Below are 25125 nucleotides of genomic sequence, written 5' to 3' on the forward strand. Positions count from 1 at the left end.
TCAGAGCGACCAGCAGCGCGACTCCGCTGTTGCATTTGTGCGACGCCTTGCTGTCGGGCGAGGACGCGACCGTATGCGTACCGTGTCGATGCGCTTAAACAGCGAACCTGCGGGGTTTTGAACCGTTTTGAATGACTTCGTAAATCGGCTTAAAAGCCAGGAGTCAGCGCCAATTGGACTTTCAAGTCCCGTTGCTGCCGGGATTGACGATCTTCATACGAAGAGTTCGTGAAAAAAAATAAGAAAGGGTTTAGGATTATCGACAGGCGGGCATGATCTGCCCCGCCAAAAAAGTAGCGACTACCCCCGGCGTGGAAACTGAAGGTAAGTCGCTTTTGTCAGACAATTCAACCACCATAAGGACCTTGATATGTCCCTTAATATTTATGCGCTACTCGCGTGTAACCACGCCCTCGGCGCGGTGCTCTACGCGTTGCTGGCCTTCCACCACCACTAATAGTTGGAGCCAGCAGGGCCGCCTCGTGCGGCCCTTTTCGTTACAGTGAAATCATAACGTTGTTACCCAATCTACCACGCACCGTTTTGTTGTCAATCGTTTTGTCTATCGTTTGCGACACTTTCGACCTCAAATTTCAGCCCAAAGTTTCGTGCCTCCCAAGTTGATATGCAAAAATTATGCATAAACAACACTCACAAACTGACCTCACTACTCACTACTTACAACTCACCACTTCTGCTTGCCCCTCACTACTACTTAGCGCTCACCACTCAAACTAACTTTCAAGTTATTTTTGCTGCCGACAACTTTGCCTCTGAAATTGATTTCAATTTTCAGCGCTCAAATTTCGCTACAAATTTCCGCCCAATTTCACGCTTTCCAGTTTCATCAATATTTGGGGCTAAAACAGGTAATTGGGGTGCAATCGACGTTGTGTCGATTGCACCTTACCTACCTTCTGCGCTAGTTCGCCCGCCGCAAGGCTTCGTTCAAGAAGTGCAGCGCGCCAATGGCAAGCGCGGCGTTTCGTGATATTCCCGAAGCCCGTGCGGCCTCATCGACACGGGCCAAGAGATCAGGATCGATATCGACGCTGATTTTTCGCTTGACCTGGCGCTGGCTCGACGCCGAGCTAGCGCGATTGCTACTCGCGGCGCCTGGCCGCGCGTCCGGCGCTCCCTGGATGAATGTGTCGATGGCGGAAACCGCCGGCATCGCGGGCCTTCTCGTAACTGACATATGAACCCCTATCGTCTTGGTATCGCTTCGATATCGGTTTGATACCGTTTCGGTTGCTGGTTGACGGCGTGTCGATATCGACGGGTTACGGTTCGTCGTGCGTCGCCTTGAGTACGCCAAACACGGCGTCTTGCAGTCGCTCGATTTCCGCGCAGGCGGTCGTGTCGCGGCGGCCCATTTCCTCGACGTGCAACCCCGCCGCGCTGGCGTTGGCGTACGCCTTACGTCGATACAGCCGGCACGGCAACAGGTCGAATGCATCGTAGCTGGCAATGACCGCTTCCGCTTCGCCGTTGTCGGCGCCCTGGATATCCGCCGCGTTCAGGAAGGCGAGCGCACGAACCTGGTTGACCTTGCGTGCTTCACCCAGCAGCCTCGCCATGTCGTCCAATGCCCAAACATCGAACGAGCGCGGCATAACCGGGATCAGCACCACGTCCGCGACAGCGAGCGCTGCGCGAAACGCGCTCGAATCGCGCGCACCGATATCGATAACGACGTGGTCGTAATTCTGCGCGCTCGCCTGGATCGTCCGGTGCAGCTCTTTCCCGTCATCGCAGAACAGCGACGCCAGGCCCGCGCGGCCGGCATCGCGGCGCGCGTGCGCGGCGCCGGCGCTTGAGCCTTGAGGATCACCGTCGACCAGCCAGGCCCGCTGACCCGCCAGCATGACGCCGAGCGCGAGCTGCACGGCAACAGTCGATTTGCCTACCCCGCCCTTCGGATTTCCGACCGCTACAATCATCAATCACCCCTATATCAAAACGATATCTAATCGATATCGATGCGCTATCTGTTAGATGGCACGTCGATATCCCTCTATGGCACCGCTATACAAGCGAAATCTGCTCGCCGAGCCGCGGCCGCCGCTCAACAGGAGCGGCCACGTCTAGCCCAAGTCGTGCGCGGTACGTATGACCGCACACGACGTCGTCGCACTGGTAGTCGATTTCCCACTCCAGCTCGGTTTTCTGTTCGAGCACGCGCGCGATGCCGCGCGCTCCGCAATGCGGGCATGCAATCGTGAATCTCATGCGCCGACCTCCTGCACGCTCAACGTCGTCCGCGAATCCACTGCGCCGCGCAAGCGGTCAGACGGACAGACGGCGAGCGCCACGTCCTCCCGCGGCCGCGCCGGCGGCGACAGCGAGAACAGGATTTCCAGCGTCGCCGGCGAACGAAAGCCGCAGTCGTCACAGACGAAGTACAGGCGGCGCATCGTCACCGACATGGCTTCCGTGTGCCGCGCTTCAATCTCACCGGCGCAGCACGGACAACCGATCTTCATTCCAGACATGGGAATTTCCTCGCTCTACAGGTTCCGATGACCCCGTTTCGCGTCGCTTCCTTCCCCGCTGACGCTTCTATTGCTTCCGGCGGGCGTCCCGGCCACCCCTGGCCCGTCCGTCCGCGTACAGTTATTGACACCAGTCCAAGGGCGGGCGGCTTCGCCGCCGCGCCGAACCACCTGCCACACGTGGCGCGTCGACGGCACGAAAATCTTCGTCTCGCGGGAGTAGGAACAGAGGCCGTCGACGACATGGGCGACGCCTATCGCCTCGACGCCGTGTGGCACGCGCACCGGCGCGATGCCGTAGCGCCCTTCGCGGTGCTCGACGGTATGGCGCACGTACACCATGCGCGCTTCGCCGGCGATGCCGCCCATCGCGCGCGAGTATTCCGCCCAATCGGCCTGGTGCTCGTCGGTTTTCTGCGCGGCACGCCACGCGGCTCTGATGCGCGGCGATTCCGCCTCGCTCGGCAGGTCGTGTTCCTTCACGCGGCGCAGCTCGCGCCACACGCCTACCGGCGCCCCGCCGAACTGCTGAAATTGGCGAATGCCCCATAGGGCCGCCCACGCCTCGACGCGCTGCGACGGCGTGATTTCGTCGCCGTCCCACATATCCGCCTGGATCACATAGCCGTCTTGCGTCTTGTGCTCGCCGACCGCATGCCCGTCGATGTTCTTGCTGATGTACTTCGCCACGTAGCCGACCGCCGAACCCTTCGCGCGGTCGATCATTTCGAACCGGACGCGATGCAGCTGCGCGCCTGGCTCATGTCCGGAATCCTTCAATCCGTGCTTCCGCATGACCGCACAAAACCGCTCGACCTTGTCGGCAAACACCAGGCCGTGCCAGTGCGGACAACCGTCGTGATGCGGCTCGGCGACGCGCATGCCGAAATACGCGACGCGCTCGCGCTTCAGCTCGGCCCGAATCCGCTGCCACACCTTGCGCAGGTACGCCTGCCCGTCGCGCGGCGACATATCGACGTAGGCGGGATTCGGCTCGACGACGCCGTTGGTCGTCCGTACCGCGTGAAAGCGGCTTGGGCACGTCAGCGTGAACATGACGCCGCGGAATTTAGCGTCATCGGCCAGGTCCTCCAGGCCGCGAAGGCGGGTGAACAGCTCACCGCGCTTCAACGCCTTGTTCGAAATGCCCTTCGCCGCCAGCTCTGCGAGCGTGAACTGCTGGCCGTCCTCGTTTTCGACCGTGACCGATTCCAGCGTTCGCGTGTTGCGTCGGTTCTGCGCAACGCGCCGACGCACCGCCTCGTCACTCGCGTACGGTTCAGCGCGGCGATGGACGTAATGCAGCCGGATATTGCTATGTTCGAGCGCGCGGATATGCAGCTTCCGCAGCTGTCGACGCCACCAGAGTTCGCAGCGCACGCGCGCGACCTGGTCGGCAGGATGATCGAAGGCAGGCAGCGCAACGCCGTAGATAGCGCATGCATTGCGTGCGACGACGAGCGCGTCGACCAGCTTCAGGCCGTGCGCGCGCATCGACACGTCGTTGGCGATGCGCCGGGCCTTCATGCAGATTTCGTTGTCGTTTGCGTCCGGCCGAACCGGCAGGTGCTCCGGCGCGTGCTCGTCCAGAAATTCACGGATCGAGCGCGCGGCTTCTGCCAGGTCAAACAGACGATCGGCGATCGGCTGGCCTGGCACGGGAATCTTCGCCGCACTGGCGCGGCCGGCTTGCTCCGCTTGGCGGATCGCTCGTCGATACCACTTTGACGGAAGTCGCTTGATTGCTGCTTGCGCTTCCGGCGTCCCCGACAATGTCCCAACCGCGTCGCGCGCGTAAATCCACATCAGGCGTCGCTCCGCAGCTCGCCCATATGGTTCCTACTGACGCGCCCCCATACCTTCGGCCGGTACAATTCCGGGCGCTTACTACCACTGAGGAGAAAATCGTGCTCGGAACGAAGGATTTGCTTTCCCCCCGCACTGCGACGATGCAGGATGTGACAGAGGTTGCTCAGGCTGTACTCGATGCCCTCGGTGAAGTCATGATGAACGTCATCGACATTTGCCTTACTACTACCTCCGATGACCCCGCTCGCCGAGAAGCGGCTCACCAGACACTTATCGGCGCGCTTCTTACCGCCCGCGACCAATACAGCAAAGACGACGATATTTTTGCGGCGGCACTCACGCACCGGCTTTTCAAGTCCCTTCAAGAAATCCGGGTTCAGGAGGCTGAAGCCTCCGACGACGAATGAATCGCGGTTTAGTCGCTTCCACATAGTGCGTCACGCCTTTTGCTTGATTACGCCCGACAGCGCGCGCGAGCGCGCTGGAAAAACTTCGGTTACTTGGCCTTGCCGTTCAGCCAGGCCACTCGGTTTGCGGCAACTTCACTGTCGCCGTGGTCCGACTCCGGATGCCATTCGCCGGCAGGACCGTAGAAACCGACCGTGTACGTCACACGAGAAAAGCCTTCGTCGTCGCGCCAGCGTTCCGATTCGATGTAGACGTACATGGGTTCAGCTCCCGGCCATCGCGACACGATGCCGCCGCTGCGCTGCATGCTTGATTGCGCGCATGAACAGAGCCGCCGCGATGAACAGCGCCCCAGCGAGTACATCGCCGTACCAGATCAGTACGATGCCGACCGCGATCCGGGTGCCGCTTCGCATTTCAAAAGCGAGAATCGACGGCGCGGGTCGCACGTCTTTCGGGTTTGCGTAAAACGAGAACGCGACCGTCAGGGCGATGAAGCACCACACCCAGGCGAGAAGCACATGGCGCGCGCCGTCGAGCGAGAAAGTCGTCCATGCGGACAACAGCGCCGCATAGACCAGGGAGCAGAACAGGACGGACAGCAGGTATTTCGCTTTTGCTTTCATCTGGCCGGCTCCCTGTTACGCGCGCTGCGTGCGATGAACCGGCCACGACTGCTCCGCCGGATCGCCATTGACGCCGCACCATGCGATCACCGAAACCAACGTAATCAGCCAGATCGCCCACAGGGGCATCGGCTTGTGTTCCTTGTCTTGCATCACTGCCTTCTCCTATCGAATCACCCGTTTGCGCCGCTTCAGCTTCGCCAGAAGCGGCCGCAGTTCGTGCATCGCGCGCGCGGCCGCATGGTCGGAACGATGAGTGCGCGGCGGGCTGTAAACGACGAACGGGGGCACCAACACCCCCGCTCCAATGCCAAATTCGGCAAGGTCGGCGGCCAGAAAGTCGCGCGCCGCAGCGCTATCGCCTTCCTCGATCGCTGCGACCATCACGCAGCTCGGCGTGCACTGTTCGATCGCCGCGCGTCGACGGCCGCCAGCGCAGCGCCCAGCGCTTCATCGCGCGTCATCAAGAATTGATCGTGCTGTTCCACGTAGTCGGTGAACCAGTGGAATTCACGGCGCGCATCCAGGCACTTCGCGATGAAGTAGCCGCCGCTCCCGAATCGATCGGTGTACGGGCCGCACTCGATGACACCGGGGGCGACGACGCGCGGCATTGCCTGCTCGATTTCTTCGTTGGTCATGCCACACCCACCACGGCCAGGTGCGAGCGGCCTTGCTCAAGTGCCAGCATCGCAAACTGCGCCGCTCGGCGCGCGCGATAGCGCACGCGCTGCACTTCGTTGTGTTGGTTCAGTTCGCGTCGAATCGCGTCGGATTCGTCACGCATTACGTTAGTAGTCCGATTAATATGCAGCATGAAATCTCCGCTGATTTGCTGAGTTCTTCGTATCAGGCCGGCTTACCGCCCCGATGAAGCCCGGCGAGCGACCGGGCGCCGTTCGTCATCGCTTCACCACTCCCCCGCCATACCGCCCAGGGCGGCCAGCGATCTACGCGCCTCAACACGAAGCAGAGCCGCGGCGAAGTTCAGTTCTTGATTCCCGTTCGCCGTCCGAATTTCAAGAATCGAGCGCAACAGGAAATAGCGGTGTGCGCCGGTGCCTTCTGCCGTGAGTGCCTTCATGCCACACCCCATCCGCGGCCGCCTTGGTTTGCCTGGGTCCACGTCCGGACGATGCACTGCATCGAATCCATCAATGCACGCCATGCTGAGTCGGCTGCTTTCTGAGCCAGCGCGAGCGCGCTGTTGTCGGTGTATGAGACTTGCAACGAAATGTGCTGCATTTGACTTCCCCTTGTTCAACCCCTTGAACGGTGTCCAGCGTGAAAGTCGCCCGGCAGACAGATAGCTAGTCCGTCACCGGCGGGGTTGGAAACCGGGGCCGGGTCGACGGACGAAGAATAGTCTCAGCTACAGAAACGTGTCAATAGCTGATACGTCGCAGCGTCAGTGACTGTTGCAACGAATGAAGCGTCGCAGTACCTTTGACGCCGGGTTGATTTGATTTGACAGGGGTTGTCTATGAAAACGACAGTCGATTGGCTCGACGCGGTGAAAGCCCGCCTCGACCTTCCCTCCGACTACGCTGCCGCTAAGGCGCTTGGTGTGACTCGTGGTGCCGTGAGCAAGTACCGGAACCAGCAATCCGTTTTCGACGAGAAAACGGCGATCCGCGTTGCGGAAATTCTTGGCGTCGATCCGTTCGAAGTGATCGCCACCGCGCACGCTGAAAGCTCGCGCGACGATCGCACGAAGGCAATCTGGGTGCATGCCTTGGAAGTTTTTTCCAAGGGTCTCCAGGGTTTTCGGCGGCTGGCGCTACCCGCTAACGCTTGTGGGGCCTTGGTCCCGCAGGTGTAACGCCAGCTAAAGTTAGCTTTCCGGGCTGCAACGTTTCACGTTATGTAAACTCCTATATCGACACGCATCGCGTGCTTGGCCTGCTCGCCGAGAATGTCGGATGCGCGCGAGTTCTCGTCCATGCCCCAACATCCATTTGAACACGCGACGGCCCAGCACTGACAAGGCGACATCCAGGCGACTATCTCAGAAAACTCTGCAAATACTTCAACCTCGCCACGTGAGCAGCGCTAACCTCGGGCGAATCGGATATGACGTCCACGCCAACGGTCGCAGGACCGCAATGTAAACACCGGGGCATCGGTGTGCCTGCGGGGATGATGCCATTTCCACCGGGATTCGAGTCTCTCATTCTCAGGTTATACATCGTGAAATCAGTGAAGTCCGGATTCTCCCCGGCCTGGATCTTCGTGCTCAAAGCATCACCCAGCACGCGAACGTCGCCATGCTTCCCAGGCACGCCGTATTTTCTGGTGTGACTCGCACAAGGCTTGCCACCTGGCGTCGTGCAATATTTACGTATCAGTTCGTTCCGCTCAAGCAGTTCCTGTAATGCACGGTGACTCGAGACAGGGAACATGTCCGCGGAAATTGTTTCGTGTTGGTTCTGTCCGTAGAAAATCTCCAACGTCGGTTTGAAGACCACCACCGTCAGGCATGGCCCTAGTGTCGTTTTACCGGTCTTGAACGTGGTCCCATCCCTTCCATCGGGGAGCGTGATACTGCGTTCGCCTTCATTGGCTGCTTCGTGCGCAAGGTGAAAGACGTGATGTCCTGCGGCTACGGCGAGTTCCCCGGGATCCCGGATATCTGTGAGTTCAGACGGAAGAAGGAGTTTGGGAACCCTGGACGTCAGAGGTGATTCCGTCTCGTCGTCAGGCTTCGGGGCACGGTCATCGCGCGGATCATGCAATCCTAGGACATCGACCCTTACGACTGGATTGGCAACGTACGCATAGAGATTGATGCCACCTGACTGTCCGACAGGATCAGATTGAAGGTAACGGCATAGCTCGGGACTGTAGGAGCGGAACCGATTGTAGTGCAGCCCCGTCACCGTGTCGAAGTAGTGTCCGGGAAACCGCAGGTTGTAGTCGACCAGGTTCCCCTCGGCCACCTGGATCGCTCCATACGGGTCGACGTCCGCAGCGGCCCAGACCGTCGCCCCCTCTTCGTCTTCAATCCATTGCGGCAGCCCCACTTGATTGCAGCAGACCAGATAGGCTTGCCCGTCAGTTGCGGAGGCATCCGCAGAGGGATAGTCGACAAAGAGAAACGGCACCAACGATGATTCGTTCGCGTAGACATACAGTCGCAATCGTCCGTCGAACATCAGTTCTGCAGCAAGCCTGTCCCCGTCCCAATAGTAGTCGGTCCTGTTCCCGCCATACGCCTGATAAATGCGTCGACACAAACCGTCATACTCGGCAGTCCATGTTTCTGGCCGATCACTCCAGCCAACTTCGACGAGAAGATCCTTGCTGTTGTACTGGTAGGTCGTGCGTACACCATCGGCGCGCATGAATTCGGATAGATGGTTTCGTCCGTTATGGCTGAAAGTGCCCAGACACGAACTCGCCAGGCGATTACCTTCGGTGTATCGCATCCATGCCGCCGCCGGCGTCGAAATCAGGTTGCCGGCGCGATCGTACTTGAATTCCCTGACGGGCCAACCGTTGCAATTTTCTCCGACCAGTCTATGAGCCGCATCGTACTCGTACTCTTTCGAGCCGCCAGCATCGCTCGTAATCCGGCGTAGCTCTCCCGTTGCACTGTATTCGAACCGAGTGCAGCGAAGCGGCTTTTCATGCTTGCGGCTCCATACGATCTGTCCGACGCATCGTCTCGCATGATCGAAACCGCCCAATATGGCTGTGCCATTGGCCGCTTCGAGCAGCACCCTTCCGTCGTGGCTGCGCTCCAACTGATGGCAGCCCCCTTCTGGTGTATGAATTTGCGTCGCGGAATAGCCCACGATTTTTTCGTAATGCACCGTGAAGCGCCCAAAGTATGTCGTGCTCGCAAGGCATCCGCCGGAATACACATGATCCACTCCCAAGCCGTTCCGTTTATCCATGGTGCGGCGATCACCATGGTCATATGCCAGCCTGACATCGTGTCCGTCGGTCGACGCCTCTATCGTATTGCCTCTTGCGTCGTAGTCGTAGATGTGGATCTCGCCACTGGCGAGCTTACGTCTGCAGTACCTGCCATTGGCTCCGGCATCGAATCTCAACAGCAGGTTGCCTTCCCCGTCACGTTTTTCGACCAACAGGTTCGCGGCGTCGTATGCATACGTTTCTCGTACCACGCCGTGACGCCTGACGCCAATGATCCGCCCCTTGCAGTCGTATGTGTATGAACTCTCGTTGCCATTCGGGTCGACAATGACGTCGATCCGTTGGCTGGACGTGTGGTGGATGTGAGTCGTGTTGTCCAGTGGATCGGTTTCGGTCACACGCAGGTTCCACGATGAAACGTCGTAGCGATAGGTGTACCCGTCGCCATCACATCGTTCAATCACATTGGCGTTCGCGTCATACTTGAAACGTTCCGTGCATCCCCATTCATCGGTATGCTCGATGACGCGTCCCGCCGCATCGCGCTGTTTGATCACGCCTACGCTCCGTGAAGGCGGGAGCGACAAGAATACGTCCGCAAGTTGTTCTATTGAAGGGGGAACGAGCACCCTCGGGCCGAGTTCGGCTGACACAATCTCGCCCCACTGCAGCCCGAGGTGAGTATCGGGCACCGCACGAGGAATGCGATCAGGCACCACCGGCGCTTCGTCTTTCGGTGGCCAGCACTTGCCCCATTGGTCTACCCGATGGGAGTTACGGCCGTGGGCATCGTAGATCCAACGTGTAACACGTTCGCCCGAATCGACTTCGCTTACGATGCGACCGTCTGCACCTAGCAGGTACTCGACCACGCCGCCGTACGGATCGATGACGCGTGTGATCGTGCCAACTTCGTTGTAAAGAACGATCCATCTTCCGCCGTCGCTTTCGGTAACCAATGTCCGCCCCGGGTGATACTGGAACCGTACGCGCCATAAGCCATCCTGCCCCCCGCTGTTTATGCAGCGCCCATGGGCATCGTAGCAATAGAAGAACGCGTATCCATTCGCATCCGTGAGGCGCACGATTCGGCGCTGCATGTCGTATTCGCAAGCTGACACGGCATCGAGCGCATTGCGATAGCTGGCCAGACAGCCTTTCGCATCGTATCCGTACCGGGCAATTCGATTGACGTGACCATCGACGTCAGTGAGCACGACCTCGATGATCCGACCGCAAGGGTCATACACCAAGGTGACGATGCGCCGGATATCGCTGTTTGCGTCAGCTTGCGCAATCTGGTTGATGCCACCGTGGGCGGTGTACTGCAAGAAGCAACGTACCCCATCCCTGATATGACCAGCGCAGTGGGCGGACCGCGCCGTTGCCGACTCCCGCTCGAACTCTAGGTCGCCCTCTACATCATGCCGGACGACAAAGCGTCGGCTATCAAGTTGCTCCATCTTGTAACCGCGACAACTGCCGCCATAAGTCGCATCGGCCCTTCTGACGAACGTGTATTCCGCACCGTGCGGATCGATATACACGGCGCGTGTCCGAAACAGCCGCAACTCATGCTGCCATGCATGTCGGAATCCGTATCCCAGTACGCTGTCCCGATCGTGCCAGCCGCTGCAATAGTGACGCCCCCATTTGAACGGCATGACCGCGTCCGTCTCATAGTCCGTGAAATCGTTCTCGACCTCTCCAGTGACGGCACTAACTGGTTCGCCAAACAACTCACAGGCCAGTTTCTGAGCCCACTTCGGCAACTTCGGCCGCACCTTCTTCCCAATCCCATGCTTCGCCCCATGCCACATCATCTGCGAGTCCGGCAACGGAAACCCGCCGATCAGCACCGTCGGATCGCCCATGAGCAGCGTGCCCATACTTGGCTCGATACCAGGATCCTTACCCATCAGATTGCTGAGCATCATGAACGCGAGGTCCGCGGTCGTTTGCGCCGCAGTCATCGCCGCCGCGGCGATTTCCCCCTGCGACGCGTCGTCGACTGCGGTCGCCGCACCCGAAGCCGGCCCGACCGCCGCATTACCAACCTTCCACGTCTTCCCTGCCCGCCCCAGCGCCTTCGCCCGGCCCGTCACCTGAGCCGCCTCGCTCGCCACCTCCTCGCTTTTCTCCGCAGCGCTTGCCGCTTCGCCGCCCGACTTCCCCACATGCCCCATTGGATTGCAGTGTCGCGTCATGTCGATACCCATGCGCGCGGCACGCATTCCGCCGATGAAGGTATTGCTCGACCCCGTCTGGATGTCGAAGTAAGGCGTCAGTCCGCCACAAGTTGGCGCGAAGCCAATGTCCAGCACTCGGGCGGCCGGGATACCGCCGATCAACACGCTCAGGCAGCCGCTGCCGATCGTCGTGCCGGCACTCGGCAAAGGGAAACCGTTACTTGGAGGATGACTATGCGCATGCGGCATACCGAGATGCGGAACACCTATGGTGGCTGCCGGCATCCCTGGCACTTTGTCGAGCAGCGGGATCTGCGCGATGCCAGTGTTGAGCAACTGCGATGGCATGCCCTGCAATGACGCAAGCGAATTCACGGCTTCGCTGACGTGATGCATCACACTGCCGTCCGACGAGAATGTTTGCTTGAACGGATCCAGGGTCGACTTGACCGTATCGAGCAGCGAATCGCACGCAGTGTCCGCCTTGGCTTCTGAATGCGTTGCATGGCTCTCGGACGACTCTGATGCTCGCGTCAAGCGGCTTTCGGACTCACTCATTGGCGTGCTCGTTCATATCCGGCCATTACATCGTGCGTAGCCGGTGCCGCAACTCCCCGTAGGCGAGCCACGTAAAGCGGATCCTTTTCCAGTTCGTACGCCCTCGCCTCGGTTTTCAGCCCGGCGTTTCCATAAAGCAACACGAGGCGATCCAGAATGCTGATGCGCTGTCGTTCGCAGCCGAACTGCTCGCACAGACCCTTCGCGGCGATCCAGCTCTTCGCAGCCTCCGCCGCCTTGCTGCACGCAAGCAGTGCGACGCCACCCTTCTCCATCGCTTCGATCTTCGTATGCACGAGCATCAACCTCCCGGCGGCGCCGCTCGCGAGATCGAAATAGGACGCCGCCTTCGCGTGTTCGCCGAGCGTGCTGCAGCAGCTTCCGGTCGCCATCAGAGCATTGACCACGACCAGCAGGTTCCGGCCATCGAGCGCGGCAGGAAGTGCGCGCACGTACCAGTCCCGGGCATCGCTCGGCGATCCGTGGCGCAGCGCCACATCCCCCAGGCCATGCAATGCGACTGCGCAACCCGTCGAATCCTTTCGCTCCGCGTGAAACGCGAAGAGCGCGTAATACTTACGCTGCGCTTCGGGCAGCCTGCCATGCGCAAGGTCGATCCCGGCAATCTGCATCAAGGCACCCATGCGCTGCTCGATCGGATGCGCCGCATCGTTTGCCATGTCGACCAGATTGCGGGTCGCCTTCTCGGACGAGAAATCCACCGTCAGGATCAACACATTTTCTGCCTTTTTCTCGCGAGCGAGCGGAATCAGGCACGGACGCTTCCGGTCGTCGCGGATGCAGAACCGGTGCCCTTCCATCCAGTCTTCGAAACCGTTCAGTGTGAGGCATTGCAACACCATCTTCGCGAAACCGCCGAAGTCGCCCATCGGTGACGGCAACCAGGCCCAAACGACCTTGGTACCTTCCGGCATCAGCGTGTGAACGTGCATGACGGCATCGCGCAGCCGCAGTGCAGGCGCGCGCCTCGGATCGGTACACGTCAGCGGCAACGGCGGCCAGCCTGCTTCGCCGCGTTCTACGCGCGCTCTACTCTCTTCATCGATCTGACGGGCGAGCCTCTCCATGCAAGTCTGGAGGTACACGTCGGCCGAATCACATGGAAACGGGAAGATCAGGAAAATCGCATCACCAACGCGCTCGTCGAGCGACTGCATCATCTTCAGAACCGGCACGACGTCGTTGTCGGTCGCCTCGAGCAGCAGCGTCGGATCGTCGGGCTGCTCGATGAACGCTTCGATTGACGCTTCGATGGCAGCGAATTCGCGATGCATGGCGTCAGGTTGACTCTCAGTTCAGACGAACGTACCGGCTGCGCACGACGGTGTCGGCCTCGGTCCGAATGTCGACACCGCCTCGCCCGCCTTCCAGTTCGAGCGTTTGCGCGCTCAGCCTCAGCTTGCCGGCAACCTCGATGTTCACGTTCCTGTTCAGCAGCTTCACGACCGGGCCGTCCGGCGACGCACGTACCTGCAACAACGGGCACCCTGACGCATCCGATATCTGCACGCACTTGTCGGCATCGAGCGCGAGTGCCATCGCGGGCTCGACCACCGGTTCGACAGGTTCGCCGGAACCCGTACGTTTCAGCAGCCCGGCGATCAGATATTCCGGCCAGTTCGCAGGCGATTGCAACAGCACACGATCACCGATCTCCGGCTTCACGCCATCCACGCATTCGAGCCAGTGCTCGCGTGTGCTGCCATCCTGCATCGACCATTTCACGCGAATCCGGCCCATCGCATCGGGGTGGTGCGTATCCGTCACTTCGCCAATCAACGTCGATGAGTCGCGACGTTCGTTTGGCGGAGAGCGATCCGGTGTCGCGTCGTTGGCGAACAACCGACGCAGTGCGTCGACGGTTTCCGCCTCGAGCGTTCCGTCGACTGTCATCTGATCCGATTCGTTTTCCATCGCATGTCTCCCATGCTTTGAATGCAACCGAGCGACCGGCAGGCGCTGCTCGAAATCAATTGATGTGGGCAATCGTTCCCTGGATCGTCACGCCCGAACCGTCGAGCGTGATGGAGCCGCCACCGGTCGCCAGGACAATCTTCGTCGCATTGACGTTGACGGTGCAACTACTCTTGCCGTTGTCGATGTTGACCGTCGGCGCCTGAAGATTGGCCGTCGACTTGCCAGAAAGATTGAGATCGTTCTCGCCGTAAATCTTCACGCCCTGCGCATAGCCCGCAATGTCTACACCCTTGCCGTATCCGGCGATGGCCACACCGCCACCCTGGCCGCTGATGCCAACACCGGTATCGCCTGCGGTTCCGCCGATGGAGACGCCGACGTTGTCCTTATTGATCGACATGCCACTCTTTCCTGCACCCATGTCGATGTAGCTGCCGGCCACCAATGAAGCGACTTTGTTCACATCCACGGAATGGTTTCCGGCATTGACCTTTGTCACATACGACCCGGCGCCGACGACATGTGTGCTGTCTCCCTTCACGAAAACGTCATGCGTGCCGGTTACCACCGCGAGGCTGTGATTGCCTTTCGCGACGGTATGCGAACTGTTGCCCTCGACGGACACGCTGCGATTCCCCCCCACCCCATGCGTCTCATCCACCCCGATCTGCGCGACCCGATTCTTCCCGATATTCACCGTCTCGTTCTGCCCCACACTCCGTTGCCGATTGTTCTTCACCTGCATCGTCTCGTCGTTCCCGACCGTATGCGTATGGTTGTTCCCGACGGAAAGCGAATGATCGAGCTCCGTCTCCGCGTCGAAATTCCGCTCGGCATGCATCCACAGCTGCTCGGCGCCCTTCTTGTCCTCGAACCGGAACGCATTCGCATGGTCGGTCGTCCCGCCCGGCGACGACCGGGACAACAACCCGCTCTGCGTCGCACTTCCTGGCAGCCCCCACGGCGGCATCTTCTCGCCGTTGTAAACCCGCCCGGTCACGATCGGCTCATCCGGATCGCCGTTCAGGAAATCGACCACGACCTCGTCGCCCACCCGTGGAATCTGCACCCCCCCGAACCCGCCACCGGCCCAAGGACTCGACACCCGTACCCAGCACGACGAATCCTGGTTGCTCTGCCCATACCGGTCCCACCGGAACTGCAGCTTCACCCGCCCATACTGGTCGGTCCAGATTTCCTCCCCCGGCGGCCCGACCACGGTGGCCGTCTGCGGCCCATTGGTGCGCGGCCTCGGCGTCTCTCGCGGCGACCGGTAAGGCAGGCTCGACGGCTGCACGATCATCATCGTCTGATGCACGACGGCCTCCGCGCCCTGATCGCTCGCATAAGCGTTCTCCTGAAAGCGGTACTGGCACCGCACGATCAGGTATTCGCGGTTCTGGTCTGCACGCGGGCAGTGTTCGAGCGTGAACAGATACCCGGGCGCGGCACCCCGCACGTCCGTCTCGGCACTCGCCCGCTCATGCTCGGCCTGCTGTTCCTCGAGCCGCACGCGGCTGTAATGCGCACCCGGCGCATCGTCGCGATAGCCGCCCGGCCATTCGAACGACGCGAAGCTGTCGTGATCGTGGCCGCGCGGATCGACCTTCTGCGTCGACAGATCGGCCCGCGGCTTCGTGTAGTCGTAGTCGGTGGTCTGATGCTTGCCGACGCTCACCTCCTGCGCGGGCAGCCACGCGTCGATGTGCTCCTCGTCGGCGATTGCCGTGCGATCCTGCGCGATGTACGGGATCGTCTCGTAGCCTGGCAACGCGACGTGTGACGACATCGCATCGCACAGCACGAGCGTGTGATTGTCGGCCGCGTGCCGGAAATGGAAATAGATGCCCTCGAATTCCATCAACCGCGACACGAACGCCGTATCGGTCTCGTTGTACTGCACGCAGTACTCGCGCGGCGCATAGGATTCGGTCAGCTTGTTCTCGATCGGAAAGCCATACGGCGCCAGCACCTCCTGCACGATGTCGGGCACGGTGCGGTTCTGGAAGATCCGGCAGTCGGAGCGGCGCGTCGCGAGCCACAGCCACGGACGCACGATGAGTTCGTAGCCGTAGTGCCGTTCGGCGCGCCGGCCGGCCAGCGTCGCGCGCGCGACGATCCCGTTCAGGTAGCGCGTCGACAGGTCCTGCTGCTCGATCCGCACGGTCACGGGCTTGCCGAGCAGGTCCTTCAGCGACAGGCTGTGGCTGTTCGCCAGTGCCTCGATCCGGAATTCGAACAGGCGGCCGAGTTCGTCGCTGCCGTCGAGCGTGTGGAATTTCAGGTCGTCGCCGTGCGGGCTGTCGAGGGTAAATACGCGATTCACGTCGTTCCCTCCTCGTCGAACCGGTAAGCGAATTCGCCGCCGGCCGCACTCACCTCGATCGACGCCAGCGCGCGGCCTTCGAGCGTGGCCTCGAGGATCGCGCGGCCGATGCGCGGCATCACGGTATGCGTGAGGATCGCGTCGACCATCCGGCCGCCGGATTCGACGGTCCGGCAACGCTCGACGATCAGCGCGGTCGCCGCATCGGTGCAGTGCAGCCGGATGCCGTGATGCAGGTCGATCCGCTTCTCGAAGCGCCGCAACTGCAGCGCGACGATGCGTGCGAGCGTCGCATCGGTCAGCGGGTAGTAAGGCACGATGGTCAGCCGGCCGAGCAGCGCGGCCGGGAACACGTCGCGCAGCGGCGCACGCAGCGCATCGGCGAGCGTCTGCATGTCGGGCAGATGGTCGGGGTCGCGGCACAGCTGCATCACGCGATCGGCGCCGACGTTCGAAGTCAGCAGGATCACGGTATGCCGGAAGTCGATGTCGCGCCCCTCGCCATCCTCCATCCAGCCCTTGTCGAACACCTGGAAGAAAATCTCGTGCACGTCGCGATGCGCCTTCTCGATCTCGTCGAGCAGTACGACGCTGTACGGCCGGCGGCGCACGGCCTCGGTGAGCACCCCGCCCTGCCCGTAGCCGACGTAGCCGGGCGGCGCGCCCTTCAGCGTCGAGACCGTATGCGCCTCCTGGAACTCGCTCATGTTGATCGTGATCGCGTTGCGCTCGCCGCCGTACAACGTGTCGGTCAGCGCGAGCGCGGTCTCGGTCTTGCCGACGCCGGACGGCCCGCACAGCAAGAACACGCCGTGCGGCTTGGTCGGATCGTCGAGCTTCGCGCGCGCGGTCTGGATTCGCTCGGCGATCAGTTCGACCGCATGCGGCTGGCCGACGACGCGTTCGCCGAGCGTCTCGGCGAGCTTCAGCACGGCCTGCGTCTCGTCGCGCACCATCCGGCCGAGCGGGATGCCGGTCCAGTCGGCGACGACGGCCGCAACAGCATGCGTGTCGACCGCGGGCAGCACGAGCGGCGCGTCGCCCTGCAGATCGGACAGCGCCTGCTGCGCGGCGGTCAGGCGCGATTGAACATCGGCGCGTGCGGCGGCGGAAAGTTCGTGCGACGGATCGTCGTCGAGCAGCGCCGCGCGCGACTCGACGATCGCCGTCAACGCATCGCGCTCGGCCTGCCAGCGCGTGTCGAGCCGGTCGAGTTCCGTCCGCACGGCGGCAAGCTCGGTATCGATCGCGTCGCGCCGCGCGGTGTCGCCGCTGCCGAGCGCGCATTCGCGCCCGATCCGTTCGCGCTCGACCCGCAGGCCGTCGATGCGCCGCCGCGCGTCCTCGATCGGCGCCGGCACCGCGTGCTGGCTGACGGCGACGCGCGCGCAGGCCGTGTCGAGCAGGCTGATCGCCTTGTCCGGCAACTGCCGCGCGGGGATATACCGGTGCGACAACGTCACGGCGGCGTGCAGCGCGTCGTCGAGCACGAGCACGCGATGGTGGGCTTCGAGCTTCGCGGCAAGGCCGCGCAGCATCGTCACGGCGGCCACCTCTTCGGGTTCGAGCACGTGCACGAGCTGGAAGCGCCGCGTCAGCGCGGGATCCTTCTCGATGTACTGCTTGTACTCGGACCAGGTGGTCGCGCCGATCGTGCGCAGCAGGCCGCGCGCGAGCGCGGGTTTCAGCAGGTTCGCGGCGTCGCCGGTGCCGGCCGCCCCGCCCGCGCCGACGAGTGTATGGACTTCGTCGATGAACAGGATCGCCGGCCGCTCGGACGACATCGCTTCGTCGATCACGCCGCGCAGCCGGCTCTCGAATTCGCCCTTCACGCTCGCGCCGGCTTGCAGCAGTCCAACGTCGAGCAGATAGAGCGAAACGTCGCGCAGCGACGGCGGCACATCGCCGGCGGCGATCCGCAGCGCGAAGCCTTCCGCGACGGCCGTCTTGCCGACACCGGCCTCGCCGACCAGCAGCGGGTTGTTCTGCCGGCGCCGCAGCAGGATGTCGACGATCTGGCGGATCTCCGCGTCGCGCCCGACGACGGGGTCGATCTCGCCGGCCCGCGCGCGGGCGGTCAGGTCGACGGCGAAGCGTGCCAGGGCCGACCCTTCCGCGGTCGGCACGCCACGCATCGCGGCGGCACCGCCGGCGCCCGAGCCCGCGTCGGCATGCGCGGCGGGTGGCGCCTCCGGCGAGCCGTCGACGATCGATTCGAGTTCGTCGGCGAGCACGTCGGGCACGATACGCTCGAACTCGCGTGCGATCGCGTACAGCACGTTGCGCAACTGCGGCGTCTTCAGGATCGCGAGCAGCAGGACCGCGCCGCGAATCCGCGTCGCGTCGTATTTCAACGTGGCATAGACCCAGGCGCGCTCGACCGCGTCGTCGATGTGCACGGACAGGTCCGACACCGATCCCGCGCCGCGCGGCAGCCGGTCGAGCGCGTTAACCAGCCCGCGGTCGATGGCGGCCTCGTCGATCTCGAACCTGCGCAGCACGTGCTGCAGGTCGCCGTCGGGCCGCTGCAGGAGCGGCTTGAACCAGTGCGCGAGTTCCACGTACGGATTGCCGCGCAGCCGGCAGAATCCGGTCGCCTGCTCGAGCGTCTCGTAGAGGAGCGGGTTGAGTTTTCCGAACAGGTTGACGCGGCCGATATCGGACATGACGGTTCCCGTTTAGGCGGTTTCGCGATGAAGGGCGGCGCCGGCGCGCGGCGGGCCGCCACGGCGCGCGTCGTAACGGACGACGAGATCGCGTGCGGGCCCCGCTTCGAGCCGCTGCCCGAGCCATGCGGTACGGCCGAGACCCTGCGGCGCGCCGAGCGCGATCGCCGGCACCGCGTCCGCCGCCAGTTCGAGCTGTACGTCCCACTCGAACTCGATGCCGACGTATTCGCGCACCCATTGCGCGAGCGGCCGCGCGTGCGGGCCGCCCGGCAGGAAGCGCCGGTATGCGTCGAGCGACAGCGGCCCGAGCACGATCCGGAAATGCGACTGCGCGTCGCGCACCGCGATGCCGAGTGCGACGCCGCCGACGCGCAAGGTCGGCCGCGTCGCGCGGATCACGCAGCGCTGCGAGGGTTCGATCGCGACCCAGCGCGGCACGTGCTCGACGATGCGCGCGTCGACGCCGAAATGACGCCGCAGGATCTGCACGAGCCCTTCCGGATTGCGCGTGTGCCGTACGAGATGGCCCGCATGGAAATAAAGCGCGTGCGGCGCGAGCGTGCCGGCGGCCGTGCGTTCGGCATCGGCCCGCGCGGCCGGCCTGTCGCCATGCGCGGCGCGCCCGACCAGGCTCGCGACATACGCGTCGAACCGTGCGCGCCCGGGGCGATCGAGGCTCACCGTGGGCTGCGCGTCGGCCCATGCCCGGTAGAACAGCAGGATCAGCCGGTGATGGAACAGGTCCGCGAACGCGGTGAAGGTCGGATCGCCGTGCTGGGCCGCGCGCTCGTGTGCGTATTCGGTCAGGTGGGTCGGCAGCGGACCGTTCGGTCCGAACAACCCGAAACCGTGAATCGCGATGCGCGGCCGCCCGGTGCCATTGTCATCGTCGCAGGCGCCGGCCAGCATCGACGCCGCGAACGCGAGCGACGGCTGCTGCCCGAGCCGCACCGGTTCGTCGCGCGGCCGCGCGGCATGGCCGAACGGTGCTCGGCCGGGCGACAGCGCATCGAGCCAGCGCAATGCCTGGAACAGGTCGTAGCCATGCGGCGCGGCACGCAGCCGTGCCCACCACGCATCGCGGCGTGCGGCCTCGGTAGCCGGTTGAGCGCCGGGCGGCGTGCCGTGTTTCATATCGCGGGCCGCCTGCCGATGCGCGCCGGCCAGTGCGCGAGCGTGCCGCGCTGCGCGCTGGTCAGCACGCATTCGGCGAACGCGTTGATCGACACATGCCGCGCGAAGAACTGCTCGAGCACCGCGCCGAGCAGGAACGGGCTGTCGCCGGAGAACGCATGGTCGTCCACGGTCACGTCGACCTGCACGCCGCGTCCGAACATCAGCGGCCCAAGCGCCGGCAGCCGCCGGAACACGGGCGAGAACGCGACGCGCCGCACGCCGTCGATCTGCCGGCGCATCGCGGCGTCGGCCGGGTCGGCGTGCAGGCCGAGCAGCTCGCGCAGCGCATGCGCGCCCTCCTCGTCGTCGAGATCGGTCATCGTCTGCCGGGCCAGCCCGAGATGGCGGATGAGCCGCCAGGCTGTCTGCGCATCGGCGATCGGCGGGCGCGGCCGCGACGGGCCGCGAATCGCGACGATGCGCTCGACGGGGGCCGAGATGCGCAACGTGAACGCGTTCGCGTCGCCCGGCGGCAGCAGCAGCGCGAGATCGCGGTTCGTGCACAGCGTGTCGACGGACAGGTAGCGCATCGTTTCGTCGTACGGCGCGCACTGGCTGTCGACGAGCGACACATAGGCTTCGCTGCCGACGTAGCCGGTGCGCGTGCCGTTCGCGCGTGCCTGCGCGGACACCAGCCGGGGCTCGCGCCGCACCGTGTAGTACGCGCCGTAGTTGCCGTCGTCGCTCGCGAGCGATGCATGAAACGGCCGGAATTCGCGCGACTGGCCGTCGTCGCGCTGCTCGCTCGCGAGCCGCTGCACCGCATAGACCTCGTGATCGAGCGGCCGGCTGCGGTCGACGACGACATGATGCTCGCGCGCGCCCGGCTGCACCCGAATGCGATCGCCGCGACGCGCGAACAGGTTCACGGCCGGCGTGCAGTTCAGCGCCAGATGGCGCGCGTCGACGGCCGCCTCGAGCGCCGCGTCGTGACGGTCGAACAGCACGGTCAGCTCGCATTCGTCGCCGGTGGCGCGCGTGAGCGCGGCGCGCAGCCCGCCGATGCTGAAGAACAGGAAGCGCACCGGAAACGCGAAATACTCGCGCAGCAGCCGGTAGCCGTGGAAGCTGCGCCCATCGTCGGGCAGGATCGCCTGCGCCGGATCGAAACCCTCGTGGACGATCGCGTCGGCGTCGAGCGTGTGCAGCCAGCGCGGCGGCTGCCCCGGGTCGTGGCAGACGACGCCGAGCGCATGCGCGGCGATCAGTTCGAGCAGGTGCAGCGCGTCGCGCTCGGGGCCCGCGAGATGAAAGGCCAGCCGATCGAGCGGCAGTTGCGAAAGTCGTGCGCCGCCGCGCGCCTTGAGCCGGATGCGCAGCGTGCCGCGCACGTCCTGGCGCGCCGGCACCGCGCCGCGCGGCAGCCACGACGGCGCGCCGGTGACGGCCGCATCGGTCAGCTCGAGCGGCCACAGCGTCAGGTCGTGCGCGGTGCGGAATTCGCACGCGGTCTGCTCGGACGCGGCCGGCCGCGCGCGCAGCGCCGTGCCGGCCGGCAGCCGCCAGCCCTGCGCGAGGCTGCCTTCGTTCAGCATCGGCGCGAACCGCACGATCGCCATCGACGGCAACGGTGCGAGATAGCCCGGATACACGGCATCGAGCAGCGCCTGCGTGAAGCGCGGAAACTCGGCGTCCATCTTCAGCTGCACGCGCGCGGTGAGGAAGCTGAAGCCTTCGAGCAGCCGTTCGACGTACGGATCGGGCGGCCCCGATTCGTCGAGCCGCAGCCGCGCGGCGACCTTCGGGAACTGCTGCGCGAATTCGCCGCCGAGCTCGCGCAGATACGCGAGTTCGCGGTTGTAGTAGTCGAGCAGGCGCGTATCCATCGCGTCAGCCCCCCGCCACGGCTTGCAGCGACATCGCGCCCGTCTCGAGATCGAGGTCGGAGCGCAGCACGAATCCGAGCGGATGCGGGATCGACCACAGCGTGCCGCGAATCTCGAACAGCAGCACGTTGTGGCGTCGTTCGCCGGCCCGGCCGCCCGGTGCGTCGGTCACGCTGCGGACCTCGACGCTGTCGGGCGCGATGCGCGGCTCGAAGCGGACGATCGCGTCGCGGATCGACGCCTCGACCGACATGCGTTCGACACCCGACATCGGCTTGCCGACGAGCGGCCGCATCCCGTAATTGAGCACCGACGCCTGCGCGTGCGCGAACGCGGCCCAGTCGACGAAGCCGTCCTCGCCGTTGCGCGTATTGAGCAGCCACGCGAGATCGCGCAGCACGGCCGCGCGCAGGCGCTCGGCGCCGATCCATTGCGTGCCGGGCAAATCGGTCGTGCGCTGCGGTGCGTCGTCGGTCAGCCGGTCGAGCAGCGCGGGCTGCAGCCGGTCGCGCATGCCGTGGTGCCGGCCGTCGCGGGCGTCGGGATCGTCCATCGTCATCGGCCCCCCGTCACATCTCGGTGTTTTCCTTGATGTTCCAGCCGACCGACACCTCGGCGCCCTTGCCGCCGTTGTCGTTCTGCTGCCAGTACTGCTTCTTCACCTTCGCGGCCTGGAAGCCGTAATGCATCATCAAACGGTCGGCCGCGTCGCCGGGATCGATGCCCGCGACCTGCGCGGACGTGACGAGCACTTCCTGCAGCGTCACCCGCATGAACTCGATCTGCGAGCCGCCGGTCTTGCACGCGGAGATCTCGACCTTCGGCAAGTGCTTGCCGCTCGCGCAGTTCTTGATGATCGCGGGCGCACCCTTGTCCATGTAGGCGGCCACGACGAGATCGTTGAAGCTCGCCTTGCCAGCGTTGCCGCCGCTGCCGCTCGCCATCGCGCCCGGCTGGCTCGCGCCCCACGTGAACGATTCGATGTCGGTCCAGCCCTTGTGCTGCGCGTCCGCCGATTCGCCGGTCACGCCGTCCACCTTCATAAACATTGCCACGCCCATTGCCGTCTCCGTTTCGGTGCGAAATCAGGTTGAATGCTGGATTGAACGACGCTTGCCGCTCACGCGTTGGCCGCCTTCGCGGACGGCAGCCGCGAGATCAGCCGCAGCGACACGGTGAGCCCTTCGAGCTGGTAGTGCGGCCTCAGGAAAAACTTCGACGTGTAGTAGCCGGGGTTGTCCTCGACCTCGTCGACGACCACCTGCGCGGCCGCCAGCGGCTTGCGCGCCTTGGTTTCCTGCGACGAGTTCACGGGGTCGCCGTCGACGTAGTTCATGATCCAGTCGTTCAGCCAGCGCTCCATGTCGTCGCGCTCGCGGAACGAGCCGATCTTGTCGCGCACGATGCACTTCAGGTAGTGCGCGAAACGGCAGCACGCGAACAGGTAAGGCAGGCGGCCGGACAGCCGTGCGTTCGCGGTCGCGTCGGGGTCGTGATACTCGGCGGGCTGGTACAGCGACTGCGCACCGATGAACGCGGCGAAATCCGAGTTCTTCCGGTGTACGAACGGCATGAAGCCGTTCTTCGCGAGCTCGGCCTCGCGGCGGTCGCTGATCGCGATCTCCGTCGGGCATTTCTGGTCGACGCCGCCGTCGTCGGTCGGGAACGTATGGCTCGGCAGCCCTTCGACCGCCCCGCCCGATTCGACGCCGCGGATCGACGAGCACCAGCCGTACTGCTTGAACGAACGGTTGATGTTCGCGGCCATCGCGTAAGCCGAATTCGCCCACGTGTAGCGGTCGTGGTTCGCGGCATCGGTGTCTTCCTCGAAGTCGAATTCGTCGACCGGATGGGTGCGTGCCCCATACGGCAGCCGCGCGAGAAAACGCGGCATCGCGAGGCCGACGTAGCGTGAATCCTCGGACTGCCGCAGGCTGCGCCACGCCGCGTATTCGGTGTTCTGGAAGATCTTGGTCAGGTCGCGCGGATTCGACAGCTCCTGCCACGAATCCATCTGCATCAGCTCGGGCGACGCGCCCGCGATGAACGGCGCGTGCGCGGCCGCCGCGATCTTCGACAGCTCGCCGAGCATCTCGACGTCCGGCGGGCTGTGATTGAAGTAGAAGTCGCCGACGAGGCAGCCGAACGGCTCGCCGCCGAACTGCCCGTATTCCTCCTCGTATATCTTGCGGAACAGCGGGCTCTGGTCCCACGCGACGCCCTTGTAGCGCTTGAGCATTCGCCCGACCTCGTTGCGCGATGCCGGCAAGGCCTTGATCTTCAGCAGCTCGTCGGTCTCGGTGTGCGTGACGAGGTAATGCAGGCCGCGCCACGCGCCTTCGAGCGTCTGGAATTCGTCGTGATGCAGGATCTGGTTGATCTGCTCGGACAGCTTCCGGTCGATCTCCGCGATGATCTGCTTCACGCTGCCGTAGGCGTCGGTCGTCATGCCGACCGTATGTTCGAGCGCCTGCTGGGCGAGCGTGCGCACCGCGCGTTCGACCGACTCGCGTGCCTCGGCGGTCTTCGGCTTGAACTCCTTCTGCAGCAGCGCGGCGAATTCGCCGCGTGCGGCGGCCGGTTGCGCGGCGTCGCGTGCGTCGCGCGTATCGGCGCGGGACTGGACAGGGTCATTCATCGCGGGCCTCCGGTCGGGTCGCGTCGCCGTCCTGCGCGTCGGCATGCGGTTCGCGCACGAGCGTCTTCAGCAGGTCGGGATCGTTGATCGCGCGCTCGATGAGCTGTTCGGCGCCGTGCTTGCCGTCCATGTACGACAGCAGATTCGACAGCTCGGTGCGCGCATCCAGCAGCCGGCGCAGCGCGTCGACGTTGCGCGCGATCGCCGCCGGCGAGAAATCGTCGATCTGCTCGAACGTCATGTCGACGCTGAGCACCCCTTCGCCCGTCAGCGTGTTCGGCACCTGGAACGCGACGCGCGGCGCGACCGACTTCATCCGCTCGTCGAAGTTGTCGACGTCGATCTCGAGGAACTTGCGCTCCGGCAGGTCCGGCAGCGGTTCGGCACGCTTGCCCGCCAGGTCCGCGATGACACCCATCACGAACGGCAGCTGCACCTTGCGCTCGGCGCCGTAGGTCTCGACGTCGTACTCGATCTGCACGCGCGGCGCCCGATTGCGCGCGATGAACTTCTGTCCGCTGCCTGCCGCCTTGGTTCTGTCCGTCATCGTCCACTCCTTCACATCGATCAGGTTGCGCGTACGTG

26 protein-coding genes are annotated in these 25125 nt (G+C 63.7%); 3 read left to right on the forward strand and 23 right to left on the reverse strand.

Annotation, left to right across the window (positions count from 1 at the left end):
• The first annotated feature begins 625 nt into the window (after positions 1-625).
• The gene (locus tag DIE21_RS37240) at positions 626-991 is read left to right on the forward strand and encodes a hypothetical protein (RefSeq protein WP_185642796.1); all 366 of its coding nucleotides are present in this window, start codon (positions 626-628) and stop codon (positions 989-991) included.
• On the opposite strand, the gene DIE21_RS38285 is transcribed toward DIE21_RS37240, so the two are convergent.
• The 5 genes from DIE21_RS38285 to DIE21_RS17210 form a co-directional block, all read right to left on the reverse strand.
• Positions 923-1198: a ribbon-helix-helix protein, CopG family gene (locus tag DIE21_RS38285; RefSeq protein WP_124498824.1), complete on the reverse strand. Its 276-nt coding sequence runs from the start codon at positions 1196-1198 to the stop codon at positions 923-925. The two genes, DIE21_RS37240 and DIE21_RS38285, sit on opposite strands and share 69 nt — an antisense overlap.
• Positions 1199-1283: 85 nt before the next feature.
• Positions 1284-1943, reverse strand: a complete 660-nt coding sequence (locus DIE21_RS17195; RefSeq protein WP_124498825.1) for an AAA family ATPase — start codon at positions 1941-1943, stop codon at positions 1284-1286.
• 85 nt (positions 1944-2028) lie between these two features.
• Positions 2029-2232 (reverse strand): ogr/Delta-like zinc finger family protein, encoded by a 204-nt coding sequence (locus DIE21_RS17200; RefSeq protein WP_124498826.1) that lies wholly within the window; start codon positions 2230-2232, stop codon positions 2029-2031.
• Entirely contained in the window at positions 2229-2495 is a 267-nt protein-coding gene (locus DIE21_RS17205) for an ogr/Delta-like zinc finger family protein (protein WP_124498827.1), read from the reverse strand. Before DIE21_RS17205 ends, DIE21_RS17200 begins: the two co-directional genes overlap by 4 nt.
• 15 nt (positions 2496-2510) lie before the next feature.
• A complete protein-coding gene (locus DIE21_RS17210) occupies positions 2511-4301 on the reverse strand; it encodes a replication endonuclease (protein WP_124498828.1) in 1791 nt (596 codons plus the stop codon).
• Between the two features lie 101 nt (positions 4302-4402).
• On the opposite strand from DIE21_RS17210, the gene DIE21_RS17215 reads away from it, so the two are divergent.
• Positions 4403-4711 carry a hypothetical protein gene (locus DIE21_RS17215; RefSeq protein WP_124498829.1) on the forward strand — a complete coding sequence of 103 codons (309 nt, stop codon included), beginning with the start codon at positions 4403-4405 and terminating at the stop codon, positions 4709-4711.
• A gap of 89 nt (positions 4712-4800) precedes the next feature.
• Here the strand turns inward: DIE21_RS17215 and DIE21_RS37245 are convergent, their stop codons facing one another.
• From DIE21_RS37245 to DIE21_RS37255, 7 genes are all read right to left on the reverse strand, one after another.
• Positions 4801-4971, reverse strand: a complete 171-nt coding sequence (locus tag DIE21_RS37245) for a hypothetical protein (RefSeq protein ID WP_185642792.1) — start codon at positions 4969-4971, stop codon at positions 4801-4803.
• A 4-nt stretch (positions 4972-4975) separates the two neighbouring features.
• Positions 4976-5338, reverse strand: a complete 363-nt coding sequence (locus tag DIE21_RS17220; RefSeq protein WP_124498830.1) for a hypothetical protein — start codon at positions 5336-5338, stop codon at positions 4976-4978.
• Between the two features lie 15 nt (positions 5339-5353).
• Positions 5354-5491 carry a hypothetical protein gene (locus DIE21_RS37250; RefSeq protein ID WP_185642793.1) on the reverse strand — a complete coding sequence of 46 codons (138 nt, stop codon included), beginning with the start codon at positions 5489-5491 and terminating at the stop codon, positions 5354-5356.
• Positions 5492-5503: 12 nt separating this feature from the next.
• Positions 5504-5722 carry a hypothetical protein gene (locus DIE21_RS17225; RefSeq protein ID WP_124498831.1) on the reverse strand — a complete coding sequence of 73 codons (219 nt, stop codon included), beginning with the start codon at positions 5720-5722 and terminating at the stop codon, positions 5504-5506.
• Positions 5722-5979, reverse strand: a complete 258-nt coding sequence (locus DIE21_RS17230) for a hypothetical protein (protein ID WP_124498832.1) — start codon at positions 5977-5979, stop codon at positions 5722-5724. Before DIE21_RS17230 ends, DIE21_RS17225 begins: the two co-directional genes overlap by 1 nt.
• Positions 5976-6155, reverse strand: a complete 180-nt coding sequence (locus tag DIE21_RS17235) for a hypothetical protein (protein WP_124498833.1) — start codon at positions 6153-6155, stop codon at positions 5976-5978. Before DIE21_RS17235 ends, DIE21_RS17230 begins: the two co-directional genes overlap by 4 nt.
• Before the next feature lie 93 nt (positions 6156-6248).
• The gene (locus tag DIE21_RS37255) at positions 6249-6422 is read right to left on the reverse strand and encodes a hypothetical protein (protein ID WP_185642794.1); all 174 of its coding nucleotides are present in this window, start codon (positions 6420-6422) and stop codon (positions 6249-6251) included.
• Positions 6423-6821: 399 nt separating this feature from the next.
• Between DIE21_RS37255 and DIE21_RS17240 the strand changes: the two genes are divergently transcribed.
• On the forward strand, positions 6822-7160 hold the full coding sequence (locus DIE21_RS17240; protein ID WP_124498834.1) for a DUF3693 domain-containing protein: 339 nt from the start codon (positions 6822-6824) through the stop codon (positions 7158-7160).
• Positions 7161-7341: 181 nt separating this feature from the next.
• On the opposite strand, the gene DIE21_RS17245 is transcribed toward DIE21_RS17240, so the two are convergent.
• Genes DIE21_RS17245 through tssB form a run of 11 tightly spaced genes read right to left on the reverse strand, consistent with a single transcriptional unit; the run spans position 7342 to position 25087 of the window.
• Entirely contained in the window at positions 7342-11967 is a 4626-nt protein-coding gene (locus DIE21_RS17245; protein WP_124498835.1) for an RHS repeat-associated core domain-containing protein, read from the reverse strand.
• Entirely contained in the window at positions 11964-13262 is a 1299-nt protein-coding gene (locus tag DIE21_RS17250; protein WP_124498836.1) for a hypothetical protein, read from the reverse strand. Before DIE21_RS17250 ends, DIE21_RS17245 begins: the two co-directional genes overlap by 4 nt.
• Positions 13263-13278: 16 nt before the next feature.
• Positions 13279-13974: a hypothetical protein gene (locus DIE21_RS17255; RefSeq protein WP_185642795.1), complete on the reverse strand. Its 696-nt coding sequence runs from the start codon at positions 13972-13974 to the stop codon at positions 13279-13281.
• Complete coding sequence (gene tssI / locus DIE21_RS17260; RefSeq protein ID WP_124498838.1) at positions 13958-16231, reverse strand: type VI secretion system tip protein VgrG; 2274 nt, start codon at positions 16229-16231, stop codon at positions 13958-13960. Before tssI ends, DIE21_RS17255 begins: the two co-directional genes overlap by 17 nt.
• The gene (gene tssH / locus DIE21_RS17265; protein ID WP_124498839.1) at positions 16228-18897 is read right to left on the reverse strand and encodes a type VI secretion system ATPase TssH; all 2670 of its coding nucleotides are present in this window, start codon (positions 18895-18897) and stop codon (positions 16228-16230) included. Before tssH ends, tssI begins: the two co-directional genes overlap by 4 nt.
• Positions 18898-18909: 12 nt before the next feature.
• Positions 18910-20034, reverse strand: a complete 1125-nt coding sequence (gene tssG, locus DIE21_RS17270) for a type VI secretion system baseplate subunit TssG (protein ID WP_124498840.1) — start codon at positions 20032-20034, stop codon at positions 18910-18912.
• On the reverse strand, positions 20031-21902 hold the full coding sequence (gene tssF, locus DIE21_RS17275; protein ID WP_124498841.1) for a type VI secretion system baseplate subunit TssF: 1872 nt from the start codon (positions 21900-21902) through the stop codon (positions 20031-20033). The genes tssG and tssF overlap by 4 nt, the downstream gene beginning before the upstream one ends.
• Before the next feature lie 4 nt (positions 21903-21906).
• Positions 21907-22455, reverse strand: coding sequence for a type VI secretion system baseplate subunit TssE (tssE, locus tag DIE21_RS17280; protein WP_124498923.1), 549 nt, complete (start codon positions 22453-22455; stop codon positions 21907-21909).
• Between the two features lie 16 nt (positions 22456-22471).
• Entirely contained in the window at positions 22472-22963 is a 492-nt protein-coding gene (locus DIE21_RS17285; protein WP_057927224.1) for a type VI secretion system tube protein Hcp, read from the reverse strand.
• A gap of 59 nt (positions 22964-23022) precedes the next feature.
• Positions 23023-24540, reverse strand: coding sequence for a type VI secretion system contractile sheath large subunit (gene tssC / locus DIE21_RS17290; protein WP_124498842.1), 1518 nt, complete (start codon positions 24538-24540; stop codon positions 23023-23025).
• Positions 24533-25087 (reverse strand): type VI secretion system contractile sheath small subunit, encoded by a 555-nt coding sequence (gene tssB / locus DIE21_RS17295; RefSeq protein ID WP_124498843.1) that lies wholly within the window; start codon positions 25085-25087, stop codon positions 24533-24535. The genes tssC and tssB overlap by 8 nt, the downstream gene beginning before the upstream one ends.
• Positions 25088-25125 lie beyond the last annotated feature (38 nt).

Source organism: Burkholderia sp. Bp9140, from assembly GCF_003853425.1.
In the GTDB taxonomy this organism is placed as follows: domain Bacteria; phylum Pseudomonadota; class Gammaproteobacteria; order Burkholderiales; family Burkholderiaceae; genus Burkholderia.